General features: G+C 73.1%; 18 protein-coding genes. 11 read left to right on the top strand and 7 right to left on the bottom strand.

Going from position 1 to position 16,150, the window contains the following annotated elements; genetic code table 11:
* The first annotated feature begins 50 nt into the window (after positions 1-50).
* The 5 genes from ACFVFR_RS01625 to ACFVFR_RS01605 all read left to right on the top strand — a co-directional run bounded on the left by ACFVFR_RS01625 (position 51) and on the right by ACFVFR_RS01605 (position 3,533).
* On the top strand, positions 51-737 hold the full coding sequence (locus tag ACFVFR_RS01625; RefSeq protein WP_383696932.1) for a HemK2/MTQ2 family protein methyltransferase: 687 nt from the start codon (positions 51-53) through the stop codon (positions 735-737).
* Positions 721-957, top strand: a complete 237-nt coding sequence (locus ACFVFR_RS01620; RefSeq protein ID WP_383696929.1) for a CDGSH iron-sulfur domain-containing protein — start codon at positions 721-723, stop codon at positions 955-957. Before ACFVFR_RS01625 ends, ACFVFR_RS01620 begins: the two co-directional genes overlap by 17 nt.
* Positions 954-1,958: an iron-containing redox enzyme family protein gene (locus ACFVFR_RS01615; RefSeq protein ID WP_383696926.1), complete on the top strand. Its 1,005-nt coding sequence runs from the start codon at positions 954-956 to the stop codon at positions 1,956-1,958. The genes ACFVFR_RS01620 and ACFVFR_RS01615 overlap by 4 nt, the downstream gene beginning before the upstream one ends.
* Before the next feature lie 146 nt (positions 1,959-2,104).
* A complete protein-coding gene (locus ACFVFR_RS01610; protein WP_383696923.1) occupies positions 2,105-2,284 on the top strand; it encodes a CsbD family protein in 180 nt (59 codons plus the stop codon).
* Positions 2,285-2,357: 73 nt separating this feature from the next.
* Entirely contained in the window at positions 2,358-3,533 is a 1,176-nt protein-coding gene (locus tag ACFVFR_RS01605) for an alcohol dehydrogenase catalytic domain-containing protein (protein WP_383696920.1), read from the top strand.
* A 452-nt stretch (positions 3,534-3,985) separates the two neighbouring features.
* On the opposite strand, the gene ACFVFR_RS01600 is transcribed toward ACFVFR_RS01605, so the two are convergent.
* Complete coding sequence (locus ACFVFR_RS01600) at positions 3,986-4,285, bottom strand: DUF6087 family protein (protein ID WP_383696917.1); 300 nt, start codon at positions 4,283-4,285, stop codon at positions 3,986-3,988.
* A gap of 476 nt (positions 4,286-4,761) precedes the next feature.
* On the opposite strand from ACFVFR_RS01600, the gene ACFVFR_RS01595 reads away from it, so the two are divergent.
* Positions 4,762-5,481, top strand: coding sequence for a DUF981 domain-containing protein (locus ACFVFR_RS01595; RefSeq protein WP_383696914.1), 720 nt, complete (start codon positions 4,762-4,764; stop codon positions 5,479-5,481).
* Positions 5,482-5,772: 291 nt separating this feature from the next.
* Here ACFVFR_RS01595 and ACFVFR_RS01590 read toward each other — a convergent pair whose 3' ends face one another.
* Positions 5,773-6,405: a LysE family translocator gene (locus ACFVFR_RS01590; protein WP_383696911.1), complete on the bottom strand. Its 633-nt coding sequence runs from the start codon at positions 6,403-6,405 to the stop codon at positions 5,773-5,775.
* Positions 6,406-6,432: 27 nt separating this feature from the next.
* Positions 6,433-7,173 (bottom strand): metallophosphoesterase, encoded by a 741-nt coding sequence (locus ACFVFR_RS01585; RefSeq protein ID WP_383696909.1) that lies wholly within the window; start codon positions 7,171-7,173, stop codon positions 6,433-6,435.
* 172 nt (positions 7,174-7,345) lie between these two features.
* Between ACFVFR_RS01585 and ACFVFR_RS01580 the strand changes: the two genes are divergently transcribed.
* Positions 7,346-7,963 carry a CGNR zinc finger domain-containing protein gene (locus ACFVFR_RS01580; protein ID WP_383697391.1) on the top strand — a complete coding sequence of 206 codons (618 nt, stop codon included), beginning with the start codon at positions 7,346-7,348 and terminating at the stop codon, positions 7,961-7,963.
* Positions 7,964-8,171: 208 nt separating this feature from the next.
* Here the strand turns inward: ACFVFR_RS01580 and ACFVFR_RS01575 are convergent, their stop codons facing one another.
* Both ACFVFR_RS01575 and ACFVFR_RS01570 read right to left on the bottom strand, forming a co-directional pair.
* A complete protein-coding gene (locus tag ACFVFR_RS01575) occupies positions 8,172-8,936 on the bottom strand; it encodes an NAD(P)-binding domain-containing protein (protein WP_383696906.1) in 765 nt (254 codons plus the stop codon).
* 230 nt (positions 8,937-9,166) lie between these two features.
* Positions 9,167-10,132 carry an alpha/beta hydrolase gene (locus ACFVFR_RS01570; protein WP_383696903.1) on the bottom strand — a complete coding sequence of 322 codons (966 nt, stop codon included), beginning with the start codon at positions 10,130-10,132 and terminating at the stop codon, positions 9,167-9,169.
* Positions 10,133-10,260: 128 nt separating this feature from the next.
* Here ACFVFR_RS01570 and ACFVFR_RS01565 point away from each other — a divergent pair, with 128 nt between their 5' ends.
* Positions 10,261-10,914 carry a TetR/AcrR family transcriptional regulator gene (locus ACFVFR_RS01565; RefSeq protein ID WP_383696901.1) on the top strand — a complete coding sequence of 218 codons (654 nt, stop codon included), beginning with the start codon at positions 10,261-10,263 and terminating at the stop codon, positions 10,912-10,914.
* Positions 10,915-11,128: 214 nt separating this feature from the next.
* On the top strand, positions 11,129-11,341 hold the full coding sequence (locus ACFVFR_RS01560; RefSeq protein WP_383696898.1) for a hypothetical protein: 213 nt from the start codon (positions 11,129-11,131) through the stop codon (positions 11,339-11,341).
* Between the two features lie 369 nt (positions 11,342-11,710).
* Here ACFVFR_RS01560 and ACFVFR_RS01555 read toward each other — a convergent pair whose 3' ends face one another.
* Positions 11,711-12,343, bottom strand: coding sequence for a type III effector protein (locus ACFVFR_RS01555; protein WP_383696895.1), 633 nt, complete (start codon positions 12,341-12,343; stop codon positions 11,711-11,713).
* Positions 12,344-12,471: 128 nt separating this feature from the next.
* Here ACFVFR_RS01555 and ACFVFR_RS01550 point away from each other — a divergent pair, with 128 nt between their 5' ends.
* Both ACFVFR_RS01550 and ACFVFR_RS01545 read left to right on the top strand, forming a co-directional pair.
* On the top strand, positions 12,472-12,903 hold the full coding sequence (locus ACFVFR_RS01550) for an Hsp20/alpha crystallin family protein (RefSeq protein WP_383696894.1): 432 nt from the start codon (positions 12,472-12,474) through the stop codon (positions 12,901-12,903).
* Between the two features lie 186 nt (positions 12,904-13,089).
* Complete coding sequence (locus tag ACFVFR_RS01545) at positions 13,090-13,533, top strand: DUF2267 domain-containing protein (RefSeq protein WP_383696892.1); 444 nt, start codon at positions 13,090-13,092, stop codon at positions 13,531-13,533.
* Between the two features lie 1,002 nt (positions 13,534-14,535).
* Here ACFVFR_RS01545 and ACFVFR_RS01540 read toward each other — a convergent pair.
* Complete coding sequence (locus tag ACFVFR_RS01540; protein WP_383696891.1) at positions 14,536-16,074, bottom strand: amino acid permease; 1,539 nt, start codon at positions 16,072-16,074, stop codon at positions 14,536-14,538.
* Positions 16,075-16,150: the final 76 nt, after the last annotated feature.

Here is a 16,150-nt window from a genome sequence, read left to right as displayed (position 1 = left end):
GCCTCCGGGGAGCCCCGACGCCGACCCGTTGTGTGAGACGAGGAGCCCTCATGGCGAGTACCGCAGTGTCCGGCACCACGCAGCCGCCGCCCGGGGTGGCGACCGTCCCCGGGGTCTACGCGCCACAGGACGACACCCGACTGCTGGCCACCGCGCTCGCCCGGGAGAACATCCCACGCGGCGCCGACGCGCTGGACCTGTGCACTGGCAGTGGCACGCTCGCCCTCGCGGCGGCCCGCCAGGGCGCGCGGGTGACCGCCGTCGACATCTCCCGCCGCGCGGTGTGGAACACCCGCCTCAACGCGCTGCTGGCCCGCCGCCGTATCCGGGTGCGCCGCGGCGACCTGACCGGTCCGCTGCCGCCGGAGGGCCGCTTCGACCTCGTGGTCAGCAACCCGCCCTACGTCCCCGCCCCGCACACCGCGACCACGGGGCTCGGCCGGGCCTGGGACGCCGGCGTCAGCGGGCGGCTGCTGCTGGACCGGATCTGCGACGACGTCCCGCCCCTGCTCCGCCGGGGCGGAGCGCTCCTGCTGGTCCACTCGGACCTGTGCGACCCGCAGGAGACGCTGCTGCGGCTGACCTCCGCGGGACTGCACGCCACCATCAGCGCCCGGGCCCGGGTCCCCCTCGGGCCCGTCCTGCGCGCACGCCGCGGCTGGCTGCGTGAGCGCGGCCTGCTCACACCCTGGGACCAGAGCGAAGGACTGGTGATCATCCGTGCCCACCGCCCCTGAGAGCCAGCCGCGACGGGTGCGGGCCGAGACGAACGGGCCCGTGCTGATCGACGGCCCGGTCGAGATCGTCCTGGACGACGGCACCACAGCGGTCTCCCGTCGCCCGGTGGTCGCGGTGTGCACCTGCCGCAGAAGCCGGATCCACCCCTGGTGCGACACCAGCCACCGCCGCCGCCCCCACAAAGGCCCCCGGAGCGGCGACGGAAAGGACACACCGTGACCGCGCCGTCGACCCCGGCACGGCCCCGTCCGCCCCGGGCCCGGGGCGAGCTGTCGGCCGCCGTTCTCGACCGTCTGACCGGCGGCACCTCCCCGCTTCCGCCCTCCTCGGCGGCCGGCCGTACGGACCCGTACGGAGACGATCTGCAACTCGCCCTCTACCTGCTCTACGAGCTCCACTACCGGGGCTTCGACGGTGTGGACGACGCCCTGGAGTGGAATCCGGATCTGCTCGGGCTGCGGGCCCACCTGGAGGAACGCTTCCTGACCGCCCTCCGCATCGACGTACCCCCGGGTGGCAACGCCCGGGAGACGCTGACGGAGCTGATGGACGAGCCCGCCGGGGGCCGCGGAAGCCTCAGCCACTTCCTCCTGCGGCAGGGGGAGCTGTGGCAGCTGCGGGAGTACGCCGCGCTGCGTTCGCTGTACCACCTGAAGGAGGCCGACCCCCAGTTGTGGGTGGTGCCCCGGCTGACGGGGCGGGCGAAGGCGGGGATGGTCGCCGTCGAGTACGACGAGTTCGGTGCCGGCCGGGCCGAGGACATTCACGCCCGGCTCTACGCCGACCTGCTGGAGGATCTCCGGCTCAGCGCTGTGTACGGCGCCTATGTGGACGGGGCGCCGGCCGAGATGCTGGCGGTGGCGACGATGATGTCCCTGTTCGGCCTGCACCGGGCCCGCCGGGGCGCCCTCGTCGGTCACTTCGCCGCCGTCGAGGTCACCTCCTCACCCGGCTCGGCCCGACTGGCCGACTCCCTGCGCCGGTGCGGCGCGGGGCCGGCGGCGCAGCGGTTCTACGACGAGCATGTCGAGGCGGACGCCGTGCACGAGCAGGTCGTCCGCCACGAGGTCGTCGACGGGCTCCTGGCCGACGAGCCCCACCTGGAGGACGACGTCGTCTTCGGGATCCGGGCCACGAGCCTGCTGGAGGACCGGCTCACCACCCACCTGCTCGATGTCTGGAGCAGCGGACGCAGCGCGTTGCGGTCCACGCCGGTGTGACGGCCGGCGGTCGGCTGCCGCGCATCCGTCCGGATCGCTCCCGGTGACGGCAGGCGGCGGGCGAGGCGCCGTTTGCCCGGGCGGTCGCCGGGAACCCGGCGTTCGGCGCCGGGTACGAACGGCGCCCTCACTCGGCAGGGAATGTGGTGGTCATAGCCAAGGACGACACGGCGTGGGCGAAGGCCCGGCAGATCAAGGGAAAGCTACCGAAGGAGGCCGGCCCGGCGGTCGGCGGCGAGCGTCCGAAGGCGACAGACCGCGCCCAGCAGGGTCGAGGGCGACGCCGGCGGGCCAAGGAGAAGCCGAAGGACGTCCTCGCATGTTGACCACGGCGCTGTTCGTCCTTGGAGAGGAGAAGCGATGAGGGCTCTGACCTAGCACGGTCAGCGTGACGTCCGCGTGGACACGGTGCCCGACCCGCGGATCGAGGACCCAACCGATGTGATCGTCCGCGTCACCTCGACCGGAATCTGCGGTTCTGACCTGCACCTGTACGAGGTGTTCGGCCCGTTTCTCGACACCGGGGACATCCTCGGCCACGAGGCCATGGGCATCGTCGAGGAGACCGGACCCGAGGTGCGCACCCTCACCGCCGGAGACCGGGTGGTGGTCCCGTTCAACGTCTCGTGCGGGAGGTGCTGGACGTGCGAGCGCGGGCTGCACTCGCAGTGCGAGACCACCCAGGTCACCGAGTACGGCATGGGGGCCTCCCTGTTCGGCTTCACCAAGCTCTACGGCCAGGTCCCTGGCGGGCAGGCCGAGTTCCTCCGCGTCCCGTTCGGCGACACCCTGCCGGTCAAGGTCCCGCACACCGCGCCGGACCAGCGTTACCTCTACCTCTCCGACGTCCTGCCCACCGCCTGGCAGTCTGTCGCCTACGCGGACGTGCCGCCCGGCGGCACGGTGACCGTCGTGGGGCTCGGCCCCATCGGGGAGATGGCCGCCCGGATCGCCCTCCACCGGGGCGCGTCCCAGGTCATCGGCGTCGATCTCGTCCCCGAGCGCCTCGCCCGCGCCCGCGAACGCGGCGTCCTCACTCTCGATCTCAGCGCACACGACGACGTCGGGGACCGCGTCCGTGATCTCACCGGCGGCCGGGGCACCGACACCGTCATCGAGGCCGTCGGCATGGAGGCCCATGGCGCCCCGCTCACCAAGGCCGCCCAGCGCTTCACCGGACTGCTTCCCGACGCGCTCGGGAAGAAGCTGATGAGCAACGCCGGCATCGACTCCATGACCGCGTTCAACACCGCCGTCGACGCGGTCCGCCGCGGCGGCACCATCAGCGTCGTCGGCGTCTACGGCGGCGCCGTCGACCCCGTTCCGATGCTCACCCTCTTCGACAAACAGATCCAGCTCCGCATGGGCCAGGCCAACGTCCGCCGCTGGACGGACGACCTCCTGCCCCTCCTCACCGACGACGACCCCCTCGGCGTCGACCACTTCGCCACCCACACCCTCCCCCTGGAAGAAGGACCGGCCGCGTACAGGACCTTCCAGGCCAAGGAGGACGGCATGATCAAAACCGTCCTCACCCCCGGCGCCGCGCCCCAAACCCCGCCCGGCTCCCCCTGAGGCGGCCTGCCGGCCACGGTCGCGGCACGCAGGGCGTACAGCGCGACGCGACGGGCGCCGTGCACGCACAGCCAAGGCCCGGCCGCTCCCCCCACGGATGAGGCGGCCGGCGGCGGCAGCGGGTGCCGGCTGTCGACCGCCGCCGCGGCCACGCCTGCGGCCGACCCGGTGTGATGCCCCGCGAGGGCCACGGCTCCGCCCGGCCCCACTGACCGTTCGTCAGATGTCCACGTCCCACAACGCATCAGCACCAACGAACAAGACGCACTGTCCCAACAGGCCCTGCGTGAACAGCTCCCCCCGCCCGACGCTGTGAACCGGGGGCGTCTTCCTGCCCAGCCGCAGGAGTGTGTGGAGGCGCACGACGCGCTCGGAGGCATCCTCCGTGCCGACAGCCACGGCGCGGTTGCCGGCTCGCGTGGGGGTGCTCGCGACCGTGACCGCGCAGGGGGTCAGGGGATGGGCTCCCCGTCGTCGGCCATGCCTGCCTGTTCGTTCACCCAGGTGCGGGCCTGGGCGAGGTCGATGGCGGTGCCGGCGGGCTCGTAGGAGAACCCGTTCCACTCCTCCAGGGCCCGTGGTTCGCCGGGACGGAGGTGGCTGCCGCCGCCGTGGAGTGGGCGGTGGCGGCGGTGGACGTCCAGCGGTGGCCTGCGCCGTCTGTCGTACGCGGCGAGCTTGTTGTCTGGGTCGAGGCGCGGGACAACCCGCGAGGGTTGGTTCGGCGGCCCGGGTCGGGAGTGCTTGCCCATGGGCGGCATGGTCGCAGGCCGAGGCCGAGGTCGGGGCTGGGGCTGGGGCCGAGGTCGGCTGCGCTGCGGGCGGGGTGCCTCAGTGGCGCGGAGCGCTGGGGGAGCAGGGCGCCGTCGGACCTCGTGTCACTGGCGGTCGTGGCGGAGGTGGTGGCCGCTGGGCGACGTCCGGGGCAGCCGGTGCCGCGGGCCGGTGTGGTGCTCTGCGATCTGGCATCGGCTGTCGCCTGGCGCTGCCCGGCGGTGTGCCGGTCCTGGTGGGCGTGTGGTGCCGTAGCGCCGGTGGTGCTGGCGAGGACGGGAGCGGTGTCGTGGACGGGGAGCTTCGTGGTGGGTCGCCCCACGCGCCCGCCTCGCCCACCGCCTCCGCCCCGCACTGCCAATCGGAGTACAGCGCGCGGGGTCTTCGGGGTGCTTCGTGGGCGAACACGGGTCAGGGCGCCGTCCGGGGGCCGGCGAACCGGTTTCCTCGGGCCATGAGCACACTGATGGCAGCCGCCGAAACCGGTCTGAAGATCGACTGGACGCGCATGCCCACCTACAACACCATCATGTCCCTCGCCGCCGGGGCCGGCCTGTTGCTGATCGTGGCCCTCGGGTTCCGGCTCGTGGGTGGGCACCCCGTCGTCTCCGAGAGCTGGGCCCTGGCTTTCGGGGTCCTGGGCGTCATCCTGTTCACCACCGGTCTGCACATGACCCTGACCTGGCCGCTCGCCGGGCAGGGCTTCCCCTTCGACAACATCATCTTCGGGGAGCCCTCCCTGGCCTTCGGCGTGCTGCTGCTGGCCGCCTCCTTCTATCTCTGGAAGCGCGGAACCCAGTTCGACGCCGCGCCCGACCGCGAGCGGACCGTCGCCGTCCTCACCGGGCCGATCTCCGTGTTCGTCTTCGGTCTGGGCCTGGCCTGCCTCGGCATCGCCGCCGCCGGGTGGAAGTACACCCTCTTCGCGGCCCCTCCGGAGGAGCCGATCTCGGGGGAGTTCGCCGACCACCCTATGTTGGAGGCGAGCTTCATGTCGGGGCTCTACGTCCTCGTCGGCGTCGGCGCCCTCGTCTTCCCCGCCCTTCTGCGCCGCCGCACCAAGGCCACCACCTGGATCGTGGGCGCCTGCTGGACCCTCAGCGGCCTGGCGTTCCTCGTGTTCGGCGCACTCAACTACTTCACGCACATCGGGCTCATCGTCAACACGATGTAGTCGGCGGGCCGGGGCGGCGGCCCCGTGTGTCCGCCGGGTGGGGGCGGCACGGGCAGGGTCCGGCGGGTTGCTACGCACGGAGGCCGACCACTTCTCGTAGGCGCCAGCATCGCCGCCCGCACCGTACGCGGCGACGAAGCCGCGAGGGCGGCCGGGCGAGTTGTCCCGGCCGGGGCGGTCAGAACCCGTGGCCCGGACCTCCGCTTCGCCCGCGCCGGCTCCGCCGGTCACGCGCCGAGGCGCGCCGCGGCGGTACGCGAAGCGGCCCGAGGGACGGCTGGTGGCAGGCGGTCACGCCGGTGGCGCTCCATCGCGGTGCTCCGGATGCCGAGGGCGAGGAGGGTCACCGTCGTGGTCCGGGTGGCCGCGCGCGGGAAGCGGGGCTCGCGCGGGGCGCGGGAGGCGCGCCGGATGAGGAGGGTCCAGCCCGCGAGCCAGAGCGCGATCAGCAGTGCGTGCGCGGTGGCCAGCGTCAGGATCTGGCCGGCGAAGGACTGCCGGCCCGCGATGAACTGGGGCCAGGGTCAGGTGGACAGCGGCTGCCTTCGGGTGGAGGGCGTTGGCGAGCAGGGTTGGGGCGTAGCCGGAGTGAGCGGGGCGGGCCGGGCGTCGCCGGTGGGGGTGGGCGTCGGGCGGCGTGGCGGAGCGCCATGTCCGTACGCCCAGTGCGACGAGGTAGGCGGCGCCGATGAGCTTGACGGCGGCCAAGGCCACGCTGGAGTGCGTCACCAGGGCTGACAGCCCGACCGCGGCGAGGGCGGCGTGGACGTACAGGCCGGTGACGATGCCGAGGATGACGGGGCGGGCCCGCCGTCGGCCACCGTCGGTGACGTGCTGGACCAGCAGGGCCAGGCTGGCTCCGGGGGTGGCGACCCGGGGGAGGAGTGCCACCAGGAAGCCGGCGACGGCGTAGGGACCGACCACGGTGTCTCCGGGGCGGGCGAGCGGGGGTCAGAGCACGACGCGGTAGTGGGTGGTCAGGCGCCCGTCGTCGTCCAGGACGTGGAACGCGAGGCCGGGCGGCTGGTCCCGGTCCGCGATCTGGTCGCCCTCCCAGGGCATGCGCAGGGTCCAGGTGACGGCCGGTCCGACGATCAGCGGACGCGCGGCGAAGGTCGAGGCCGCCGCCGTATGAGCGTGACCGGTGAGGACGGCGGCGACCCTTGGGTGCGCGTCGAGCAGTGCGGCCAGCCGCCCGGGCTCTTCGAGCATCGCGGAGTCGGGCAGCGGGTGGTGGAGCGGGACGGGCGGCTGGTGGAAGGCGATCAGCGCCGTGGTGTCCGGCGCCAGTGTGCTGAGGGTGGTGTCGATCCAGGCGAGCGTCGCGGCGTCGAGGCGTCCCTCGTCACGGCCCGGGATGGTGGAGTCGCACATCAGGATGGTGGTGCCGGCGATGTGGTGGGCCTGGTTGACGGGGCCGTCGTCGGGCGCCTGGCCGAGCAGGGCCTTGCGGTAGGCCGGTCGCGCGTCGTGGTTTCCGGGGCAGGTGAGGACGGGGAAGGGGGCGGCCAGGATGCGGGCCGCCTCCTCGTACTCGGCCTCCGTGCCGTGATCGGCGATGTCCCCGGTGACCAGGAGCGCGTCCACCGGGTGAGGCAGGGCTCGCAGGTGGTCCAGGACGCGGGTGGCGCGCCGGGCCGCCCTCTCCCCGCCGTCCAGGTGCAGGTCGCTGATGTGCGCGAGCAGTGTCATGGCGCGGTCGCCTCCCCTGGCGGCTCGGCCGCCGTCCCGTGCGGGGGCGAGTGTCCCGCCCCTCCCACATCCCTAACGGAAGTTTTCGATTTACCGTTAGGGACCTTAGGGTGTGCGTGGCGATGTGATCAAGTGGTCGACGATCTGGCACCGGGAGAGAAGGGGATGCCACGTGGAGCGCTGGCTGGCACTGGAGCTGGTGAGCACGGTTCGTCACGACGGGGACGGCGGCGTCACCGATGACCTCGCCACGATCCAGGGGACAACGCGATGGCTCCAGGAGCGGGGGGATCTGCTGGCCGGCCACGTACCGGCGGGGGGACTGGCGGTAGACGAACAGCTCAGGCTCGGGATCGTCGAGCTGCGACAGGCGGTCCGGGCCCTGTTCGCCCGGGTGGTCAGTCCCGCCCCGCCCAGCCCGGCCGACGCCCATCGCCTGATGCCCCCCGACCAGGCGATGGCCCACCTCAACGCGAGCGCCGCGCGGGAGCCGGTCGCCCCGCAGATCCACTGGCCTCCCGACGGGGAGCCCATCGTCCGACTGCTGTCCGCGCGGGACGATCCAGATGTTCGGCTGGTCTCGGCCCTGGCCCGATCCGCCATCGACTTTCTCGGCGGCCCACCGCGTACACGGCTGCGGGCCTGCGCCGCGCCGCGCTGCGTGCGCTACTTCCTCCAGAGCCACGGGCGGCAGGAGTGGTGCAAGCCGTCGTGCGGAAACCGCGCACGAGCGGCCCGCCACTACAGGCGCCAGCACACGTCGGCCGAAGGCGGCTCAGCCGCGTCCTGACCGCCCCCGAGGGTGTGCCCGGTGACCGCGCCGGATCACCGGGCACGGTGGTCTCGCCCCTCGCCCCACGCCGTGGCCCCCCGCCGCCAACGCCGCCGTCAGGTCCGGCGTGGGCCCGGCGCCGCCGGGCGCGCCCCGGCCGCCCGCCGGGTGGCGCGCGTCAGCGGTCCGCCGACGGTCGGGTCACGGATGGCCCGCGCTGGGGCCGCTACCGCAGATCGGCGAGGAGGCCGTCCAGGGACTCCCGCAACGACGCGGCGTTGGCCGGGTCGAACCAGGTGGTGCGGATGCGCTCGTTGTTGCCCCCGGGGGTCTCGTGGTCGGCGGCGAGGTGGCGCAGGGGCCGGGCCCCGTCGCCCAGCGAGCGGCCGACGTTGTGGAAGAGGCCGCGCACGTACCGCTCGGCGGCGTCGGGGGCGATGCCGTGGTCGGCGGCCCACGCGGTGAGGGTGGCGAGGTAGGCGTAGTGCGCGGTGAGCGTCCCGGTCAGGGCGGAGAAGACGTCGAAGGCGGCTTCGTCGGCCACGGGCAGGGCTCCGCCCAGTTGGTCGAAGAGGGAGTCCACCACCGGATGCGAGGGGTGGGTCACGGTGACGGAGCGACGCTCGCGCACGGCGGGCAGGGGGATCGCGCGGACGATCGGGGCGTCGGTGGCGAGGGTGTGGCGGAGGTCGTCGGCGGCGACGCCCGCCATGAGGTTGACCACGGTCGTGTCGTCGTCGACCGTGAGCCCGGCGAGCGCCTCGCGGTGGCCCTGGCGGCGCACGGCGATGATCACCACGTCGGAGCCGTCGAGCACCTCCTGGTTGTCGGCGCACACGTGGACGCCCTCGAAGCGCTCGGCCAGTTCGGCGGCGGTGCCGGCTCCCCGGGGCGAGAGGAGGACGTCGAACGAGGTGTCGCCTCCGTGGCGCAGGCCCTCGACGAGGGCCCGCCCGATCTCGCCGACTCCGATGATGCCGATGCGTCGCATGGTGTCTTCCTCCGGGTGTGATGGGTGGGCAACCGCGACGGTGTGGGTCCGCGCGGTCGCGAGGGCTGTCGCCGGTTCCCCGGGCCCGGGGAACCGCGGACGCGACGTCCGCGACGTGGTGGACCTCGCGGGTTCCCCGGGGGCCGCGTGAGCGTGCCGGCGTGGGCCGGACACGGACGCGCCCCGATCCGGCCCGGTCCCGGCCCCGGTGGCGGTCCGGTCCTCCTCCCTCACCTCACGAGGGCCGTGCGGAGGAAGGCGAGGATCTCCGCCTGGGCGGCCTCGGCCTGGGCTTCCACGCCGGGCAGGGTGAGGAACGCGTGCCGCGCGCCCGGGTATTCGGTGAGTCGCACGGTCGTCCCGGCCGCCTGGAGACGCTCGGCGTAGCGGCGGCCGTGGTCGGCGACCGCGTCCCGGGTCGGCACGATCACGAGCGCCGGGGCGAGTCCGCCCAGATCGGCCGCGTGGAGAGGGGAGACCGCGATGGCGTCGGCCCCCGGCGGGACGGCCAGCCGCTGGAAGAGCCGCAGGAGGGGCAGCGCCCGGGTCGGGCTGTACGCGTACTCGGCCATCGAGGGGTAGTCGAACATCGTCCCCGTCATCTCGACCGCCGGGTTGACCAGTACCTGCGCCGCGAGACGCAGGCCGGCCTCGCGGGCCCGGATGGCCGTCAGGGCGCTGATCAGCGCGCCGCAGCTCTCGCCGAAGACGGCCGTGCGGGCGGGGTCGACCCCCCACCGCGCGGCGTGCCGCACGACGTGCTGGAGCGTGTCCCAGCCGTCGTCGGCGGCGTCCGCGAGGGAGCTGTCGGGGGCGAGGAGGCGGTGTTCGACCGAGACGACGACGGCGGGTAGTCGGGCGGCGAGGTGACTGTTGGTCCAGTCGCACTGCGCCGCCGTGCCCACGAAGCCGCCTCCGTGGACGTGCACCACAAGGGGCAGCGGATCCGTTCGGGTCGCGGCCGCGTTCCCTCCCGTCGGGGCCGGCCGGTAGACCCGTACCGGCAGGTCGCGGCCGGGCAGCGTGATCTCGCGCCAGTCGATCGTGGCGCCGGGGTGCGGTTCCCCGAGGATCGCCCGGGCCGCGTCGGAGGCCCGGAAGCGGTTCTCCGCCTCGCGGTAGGCGTGCAGCTCCTCGGTCGTGATCGCCGAGAAGTCCGGCTCCGGTGGCCGGGCGGTGGTCGCGCTCTGGCTCATGGTCCCTTCTCTCCCGACCGGGTGTCGGGTCTGTCGTCGCGTCGGAATGACGCGCTGCCCTGATTATGCACGCGGTGCGTGCATAGGCAAGTGCATAAGTTAGACTGAGCTTCGACGAGAGGGGCGTGATGACGGGCCGAAGGCGCTGGTCGACCGACGAGATCCTGGACACGGCGGCCGAGCTGCTGCGTACGAGCGATGCCGAGTCGTTCAGCGTGCGCAAGCTCGCGGCAGCGCTCGGGACCGACTCCTCCAGCCTGTACCGACACTTCCGCAACAAGACCGAACTGCTGCGCGCGGTCGCCGACCGGGTCCTGTTGGCCGCCATGGACGGCTACCACCCCGAGGGCGACTGGCGACAGCGCGTCACCGGGCTCGCCCTGCACCTACGCGCGGCGTTCGGCGGGCAGCCCCAACTCGCCTCGGTGTGGGGGCGCTACGGGTCGGGCGGTGCCGGTTCGCGACTGGTCATGGAGGAGCTGTTGCGGGCCCTGCGCGCGTCCGGCCTGCCCGACGAGGAGGTTCCGACGCGGTATCACCGCCTCGTCGTCCTGATCGCCGCGCTGATCACCTCCGAGGCCGGATTCAGCGCCATCGCCCCGGCCGAGTACGAACAGGGCATGGAGCAGTTCCGCGTCGCGGTCTTCGGCGCCGATCCCGAACGCTTCCCCACGCTGGCCCACTTCGCCAGCGGCGTCCGTCCCCTCGGGGCCGACCGCCGCGCCGCGTTCGAGGAGATCCTCGCCGCCCATCTCGCCCACATCGAGAGCCGGCCCGCCTGACGCGGCCGGCCCCCTGGTGTGCCGGATCGCGCGTACGGCGCGGCCGGGGCGTGCCGCCGTGGGGAGCTGGGCCGGCCGCGCCACCGCCGCGCGGCCGACGCGTTCTCACGTCACGCTGGCACGGGGGAGACGGCCGATTGCTCCCTACAGCCGGCTCAACTCGCCCTCGTACACTCGTGTTTTTCGGCTCGTCCGCTCGTTAGGGGAGGCCGTCGTGTCCTCAGGCGTCAAGTTCTGCTACACCTGCGACACCGACGAACCGCACCGTCCGCTCACCGACCACGAGAAGGTCTGGCTCAAGGGGCGGACAGGGCAGCGGAACGTCGACGGGTACTTCATGTGCGAAGCGCCGAACTGCCGCAACATACGCACGGGTTTCAACAAGCACCCCTTCGATCCGGTCATCCGCGTGCCCCTGCCCGACTGACGCGTTCAGCGCCAGGCTCCTGGGCGGGGAGCGACAGGTGGCCGCCCCCTGGGCGGGTCTTCTCCGCGCCCGCGCGGGGCGCCCGTGGCGGTGTGCGCGGCTCGACGGCACCACCCGCGTGTCGCGCCCCTGATCGGCCGTGGGGGGCGTGGTGCCGAGGAGCCCCTCGCGTACGTCGTGGCGGCTGCGCCGTCGCCCGGGCGCCCCCCCCGCCGGTGCCACTCCGGCCGGGCCCGGGCGTCGTGCGCGGGCGCGAGGTGGCGGATGGCGGGTGGGGTGCCGTACCGGTGCGTGGACCGCGTCGGTCAGGCTTTTCGCGGGAGCCTGAGCGAAGAGCGAAGAGCGCCTCCGTACGTCCCGCGTCGTGGCTCAGGGGGGTGTCAGGGTGTCGAGCTGGGCGGCGAGGTCGGGGTGGGCGGCGGTCAGATGGGGTCGGGTGGCGGCCAGGGGGGCGATCAGGTCGGCGGGGTCGTCGTGGGCGAGGGCCGCGTGCAGCTCTCCGAGCGGGTGGCGGGCGGCCGGGGGAAGGTCGCCGAGGGCGGCGATCTGGCCGGCGAGGCGGCGCAGATCGGCGGCGTGGGACCGGGCCCAGGTGGCGGTGGTGCGCTCGGCGGCCCGGGCCTGCCGAGTGGCGGTCACGCGTTGCTCTCCGGTGGTTCCGGCCGGGCCGGGGCGTCCGCGCAGGTAGCGGCGTTCGGCGGCCTGACGGCTGGCGACGCCCAGCGGGTGGGCGAGATCGGCCCAACTGGCTCCCGCGTCACGGGCCGTTTCGATCAGATCGGTCTCCCATCGGGCGAGTTGCTCGCGCACCTGCCGCAGCAGCATCAGCGAGGCCAGCGCCTGTTCGGGCCCTGTTTCGGGTCCCCTGGACGAGTCCGGGGGCTCCCGTCGGGCGTCGCGCAGGGCGTCGTCGATGGCGTGCAGGGCCGCTGCGGCAGCGAGGAACGAGGCCGGGGTGGTCGTGCTGGCCGTCGCGGGCGGCGGTGGGTCGGCCGCGGTCACGGGCACCTCCCTCAAGATGTCATCCGTAAGACGACATCGTGTTTGTCATCCACTGGATGACATGTTACAACAGGGTCAGTGAGGCGCATTGGCAGTAACTGCCTGGACCTGCTGGAGGTGTTTTCACGATGTTGATGCGCACTGACCCCTTCCGTGAGCTGGATCGACTGACGCAGCAGCTGACGGGCCCGGGTACCTGGTCCAAGCCATCGGCGATGCCGATGGACGCCTACCGTGCGGGCGACCAGTACGTGGTGGCCTTCGACCTGCCCGGTGTCAGCGCGGACGCGATCGATGTCGACGTCGAGCGGAACATGCTGACCGTCAGGGCCGAGCGCAGGCCAGTGGTCAAGGCCGACGACGTGCAGATGGAGCTGTCGGAGCGGCCCCTGGGTGTCTTCTCCCGCCAGATCGTGCTCGCCGACACGCTCGACACCGAGCGCATCCAGGCCGACTACGACGCGGGGGTGCTCACCCTGCGCATTCCGATCGCCGAGCGCGCCAAGCCCCGCAAGATCTCCGTTGGTGTCGGCTCCGGCCACCGCGAGATCTCCGGCTGACACCGGTCGAGCGGGTGCGGAGGGCGGGTGACCGGTCCCCTTTCACCGTGACCCTCCTTCCACCGCGACCCTCCGCACCCTCGCGGGTGGCACCCCCTCGCCACCGTTCCCCTCTCGCCCATCCCGGCTACCCGTGCCATCCCCTGGCACCAGTTCGCCCTGGCTCCACGAAAGGCATGCACCGCAGTGATCACCGACACGCGCGCACCGCTTGAGCGTCAGCAGCCGCACCGGACCGCGTACCAGCAGATGTTGGAGAAGGTCCGGTACGAGGGCGCCTACCCCACCAGGGAGAGAGCCGAAGAAGCGGTCCACCTCGTCCTCGCGGGACTGGGACGCCAGTTGACCGGCGACGAACGCGTTGACCTGGCCGCCTGCCTACCCCAGGAGGCCGCGCGGATCCTGACCGCGCAGATACCCGATCCCCAGCCACTGACCGGAAGGGCTTTCGTCAAGGACCTCGCCACCCGCACCGGCGCCTCCCTGGCCACCACCCGCTGGGACACCGGCTCCGTCCTCTCCGCCGTCGCCGCCCACGCCGGTCCCGACCTCCTCACCCGCATCCTGCGCGAACTCCCCACCGGCTACGCGTTGCTCTTCGGCCGCGCCGAGCTCACCCCCGCCGCGTAGGTCCTGACGCGTGGCCCGGGGCGGGACAGCGCCCGGGCGGGGACGGTGTGCCGCCGCGTACGCCGTTCGGCGGCACACCGTCCCGCTCGCGCTACCGCTGGAACCGGTCGCGGATCACCTGGTCCCGGTCACCGGGATGCACAGCGCGTACACCGTGTAAGTGCCGGTGGTGCCGGCCGAGTTGTTGAAGGACACCGTCCACGTGTTGTCCCCGGACGGGTAGGACTCGTACGCCTGAGCCGTGAGGTTGTTGCCGCCCAGCGGCGTTCTCAGACCGCCGCCGGTGATGCTCGTACCCGCGGGGCACGTGGCCGTACCGGTGTTGAGGCCGCTGCTGAGTGTGTACGTCTCCTCGACGATCCGCGTCGGGCTCGTCGGCCCGGCGGGGCCTGCTGGTCCGGCGGGGCCTTCCGCTCCGGCGGGGCCTGCTGGTCCGGCGGGGCCTTCCGCTCCGGCGGGGCCTGCTGGTCCGGCGGGGCCTTCCGCTCCGGCAGGGCCTGCCGGTCCCGCGGGGCCTTCCGCTCCGGCGGGACCTGCTGGCCCGGCGGGGCCCGCCGGGCCAGCGGGGCCGGGTGGGCCCGGTTGGGGGTTCGGGCAGGTACGCCAACAGCCACCGTCCGGAGCGCCGGACGCCGCCGACGCCACGGACGCCCCGGAGGCCAGCAGAGCCACCGTCAGAACGGACACCGCAGCACCCCGCGGCAGAAGTGCACGACCTTGCTTCACATCGTCCTCCATGATTCGAACGAAGAAACCACCGCCCCGCGCGCTCCACGAAGGCACGTCGCCGTAGCCGTCAAACGATCACGCAGGACGTCTCCATACCAGCACGCGAGGGCACCTGCCGCGCGCGGTGCACGTCCATCCGGATCGCCCCGGTGGGGCGCGGCCGACGAGAGTGCCACCAGCGCGGCGCGGAATCCGCTCGCTCAGGGGCACCGTCACCGTCCCGCGCGGGCCCAGGGCGCGGGGCGAGCGACGGCGCGTGGGGCGGCGTGCTGGTCAGACGATGTCGCCGGCGATCTCGGCCCGTTCGCGGGCCGTGCCGTAGGCGGTCGGGGTGCCGTACGCGTGGCGGGCCACGTACCACCAGACGGTGGCCAGGGCGAGGACGGCGGCCAGGGCGATCACGGCGTAGTTCATCGAGTCCACCGTCACCGGGCGTGACTGGGGCAGGCAGAACAGGACGGTGACCACGGCCACCCAGCCCACCGCGACCCAGCCCACCGGTCGGCTCCAGCGTCCGAGGTGCCAGGGGCCGGGTTCGAACCGGTCTCCGGCGCGCAGGCGCAGGTAGATGGGGATGGCGTAGGCGGGGGTGATGCCGATGACGTTGATGGCCGTCACCGCGCCGTAGGCGGTCTCGGAGTACAGCGAGGGCGCCGCGAGGAGGCAGGCCACCGCGACCGAGAGCCAGACGGCGTGCACGGGCGTGCGGGTGCGGGAGCTGACGCGGCGCCACAGCCCGGAGCCGGGGAGCGCGCCGTCCCGGCTGAAGGCGAAGACCATCCGGCTGGCGGCGGCGACCTCCGCGTTGCCGCAGAACAACTGGGCCACGATGACCACGAGGAGCAGCAGCACCGCGCCCGTGGTGCCGAGGGCGTCCAGCATGATCTGCGCGGGCGGTACGCCGGTGGCACTCTCCCGCGCCCCGGCGTAGTCCTGGATGGCGAAGGTCAGGCCGGCCAGGAGGACGAACCCGGCGATCCACGACACCCAGATGGCGCGCACGATGCCGCGCGCGGCGGAGACCGAGGCGTGTGAGGTCTCCTCGGACAGGTGGGCCGAGGCGTCGTAGCCGGAGAAGGTGTACTGGGCGAGCAGCAGGCCGACGGCGGTCACGTACAGCGGGTTGTCCCAGCCGGTGTCGTTGACGAACTCGGTGAAGGCGAAACCGGGGGACTGGTGCTGGTCGGGGACCACGGTGAGCACGGTGACGATCAGAGCCACACCCGCCAGGTGCCACCAGACGCTGATCGAGTTGAGCACGCTGACCAGCCGTACGCCGAACAGGTTCAGCGTGGCGTGCGCGAGCAGGATGGCGACGAAGATGAGCATGGTCGACTCGGGAGTGGGGTCGAAGCCCCACTGGAGGTTGAGCACGGCACCGGTGAACAGCGCGGCACCGTAGTCGATGCCGGCGATGGCGCCGAGCAGCCCCAGCAGGTTGAGCCAGCCCGTGTACCAGCCCCACTTGCGCCCGCCCAGCCGGTCGGCCATGTAGTACAGCGCGCCCGACGTCGGGTAGGCGCTGGTGACCTCGGCCAGCGCGAGCCCCACGCACAGGACGAAGAGCCCGACGCCGATCCAGCCCCAGAGCATCACGGCGGGCCCGCCGGTGCCCAGGCCGAAGCCGTAGAGCGTCATGCAGCCGGAGAGCACCGAGATGACCGAGAAGCTGATGGCGAAGTTGCCGAAGTGCCCCATGCGACGGGCCAGTACGGGCTGGTAGCCGAGTTCGCGTAGCCGTCGCTCCTCGTCGTGGTGCGTGGCCTCGCCGGACGCGACGCCCATCGGACCGGGCCGCTTTGTGCGTGACATGACAGATTGCTCCCAGGGGGGTGCGCCGCGTGAACGGGACGGAGTGGGGTGAGTGGCGGGGTGGGGGCCGTCCCGC

It is taken from the genome of Streptomyces sp. NPDC057702 (assembly GCF_042799315.1).
Classification (GTDB): Bacteria; Actinomycetota; Actinomycetes; order Streptomycetales; family Streptomycetaceae; genus Streptomyces.
Note: the sequence above shows the minus strand (reverse complement) of the source record. Positions and strands in the feature narration are given on the sequence as shown.

Coding starts and splice junctions, on each gene's coding strand:
- ACFVFR_RS01625 (WP_383696932.1), top strand. CDS start 51: ATGGCGAGTACCGCAGTGTCCGGCACCACGCAGCCGCCGCCCGGGGTG.
- ACFVFR_RS01600 (WP_383696917.1), bottom strand. CDS start 4,285: ATGGGCAAGCACTCCCGACCCGGGCCGCCGAACCAACCCTCGCGGGTT.
- ACFVFR_RS01595 (WP_383696914.1), top strand. CDS start 4,762: ATGAGCACACTGATGGCAGCCGCCGAAACCGGTCTGAAGATCGACTGG.
- ACFVFR_RS01585 (WP_383696909.1), bottom strand. CDS start 7,173: ATGACACTGCTCGCGCACATCAGCGACCTGCACCTGGACGGCGGGGAG.
- ACFVFR_RS01575 (WP_383696906.1), bottom strand. CDS start 8,936: ATGCGACGCATCGGCATCATCGGAGTCGGCGAGATCGGGCGGGCCCTC.
- ACFVFR_RS01570 (WP_383696903.1), bottom strand. CDS start 10,132: ATGAGCCAGAGCGCGACCACCGCCCGGCCACCGGAGCCGGACTTCTCG.
- ACFVFR_RS01565 (WP_383696901.1), top strand. CDS start 10,261: ATGACGGGCCGAAGGCGCTGGTCGACCGACGAGATCCTGGACACGGCG.
- ACFVFR_RS01550 (WP_383696894.1), top strand. CDS start 12,472: ATGTTGATGCGCACTGACCCCTTCCGTGAGCTGGATCGACTGACGCAG.
- ACFVFR_RS01540 (WP_383696891.1), bottom strand. CDS start 16,074: ATGTCACGCACAAAGCGGCCCGGTCCGATGGGCGTCGCGTCCGGCGAG.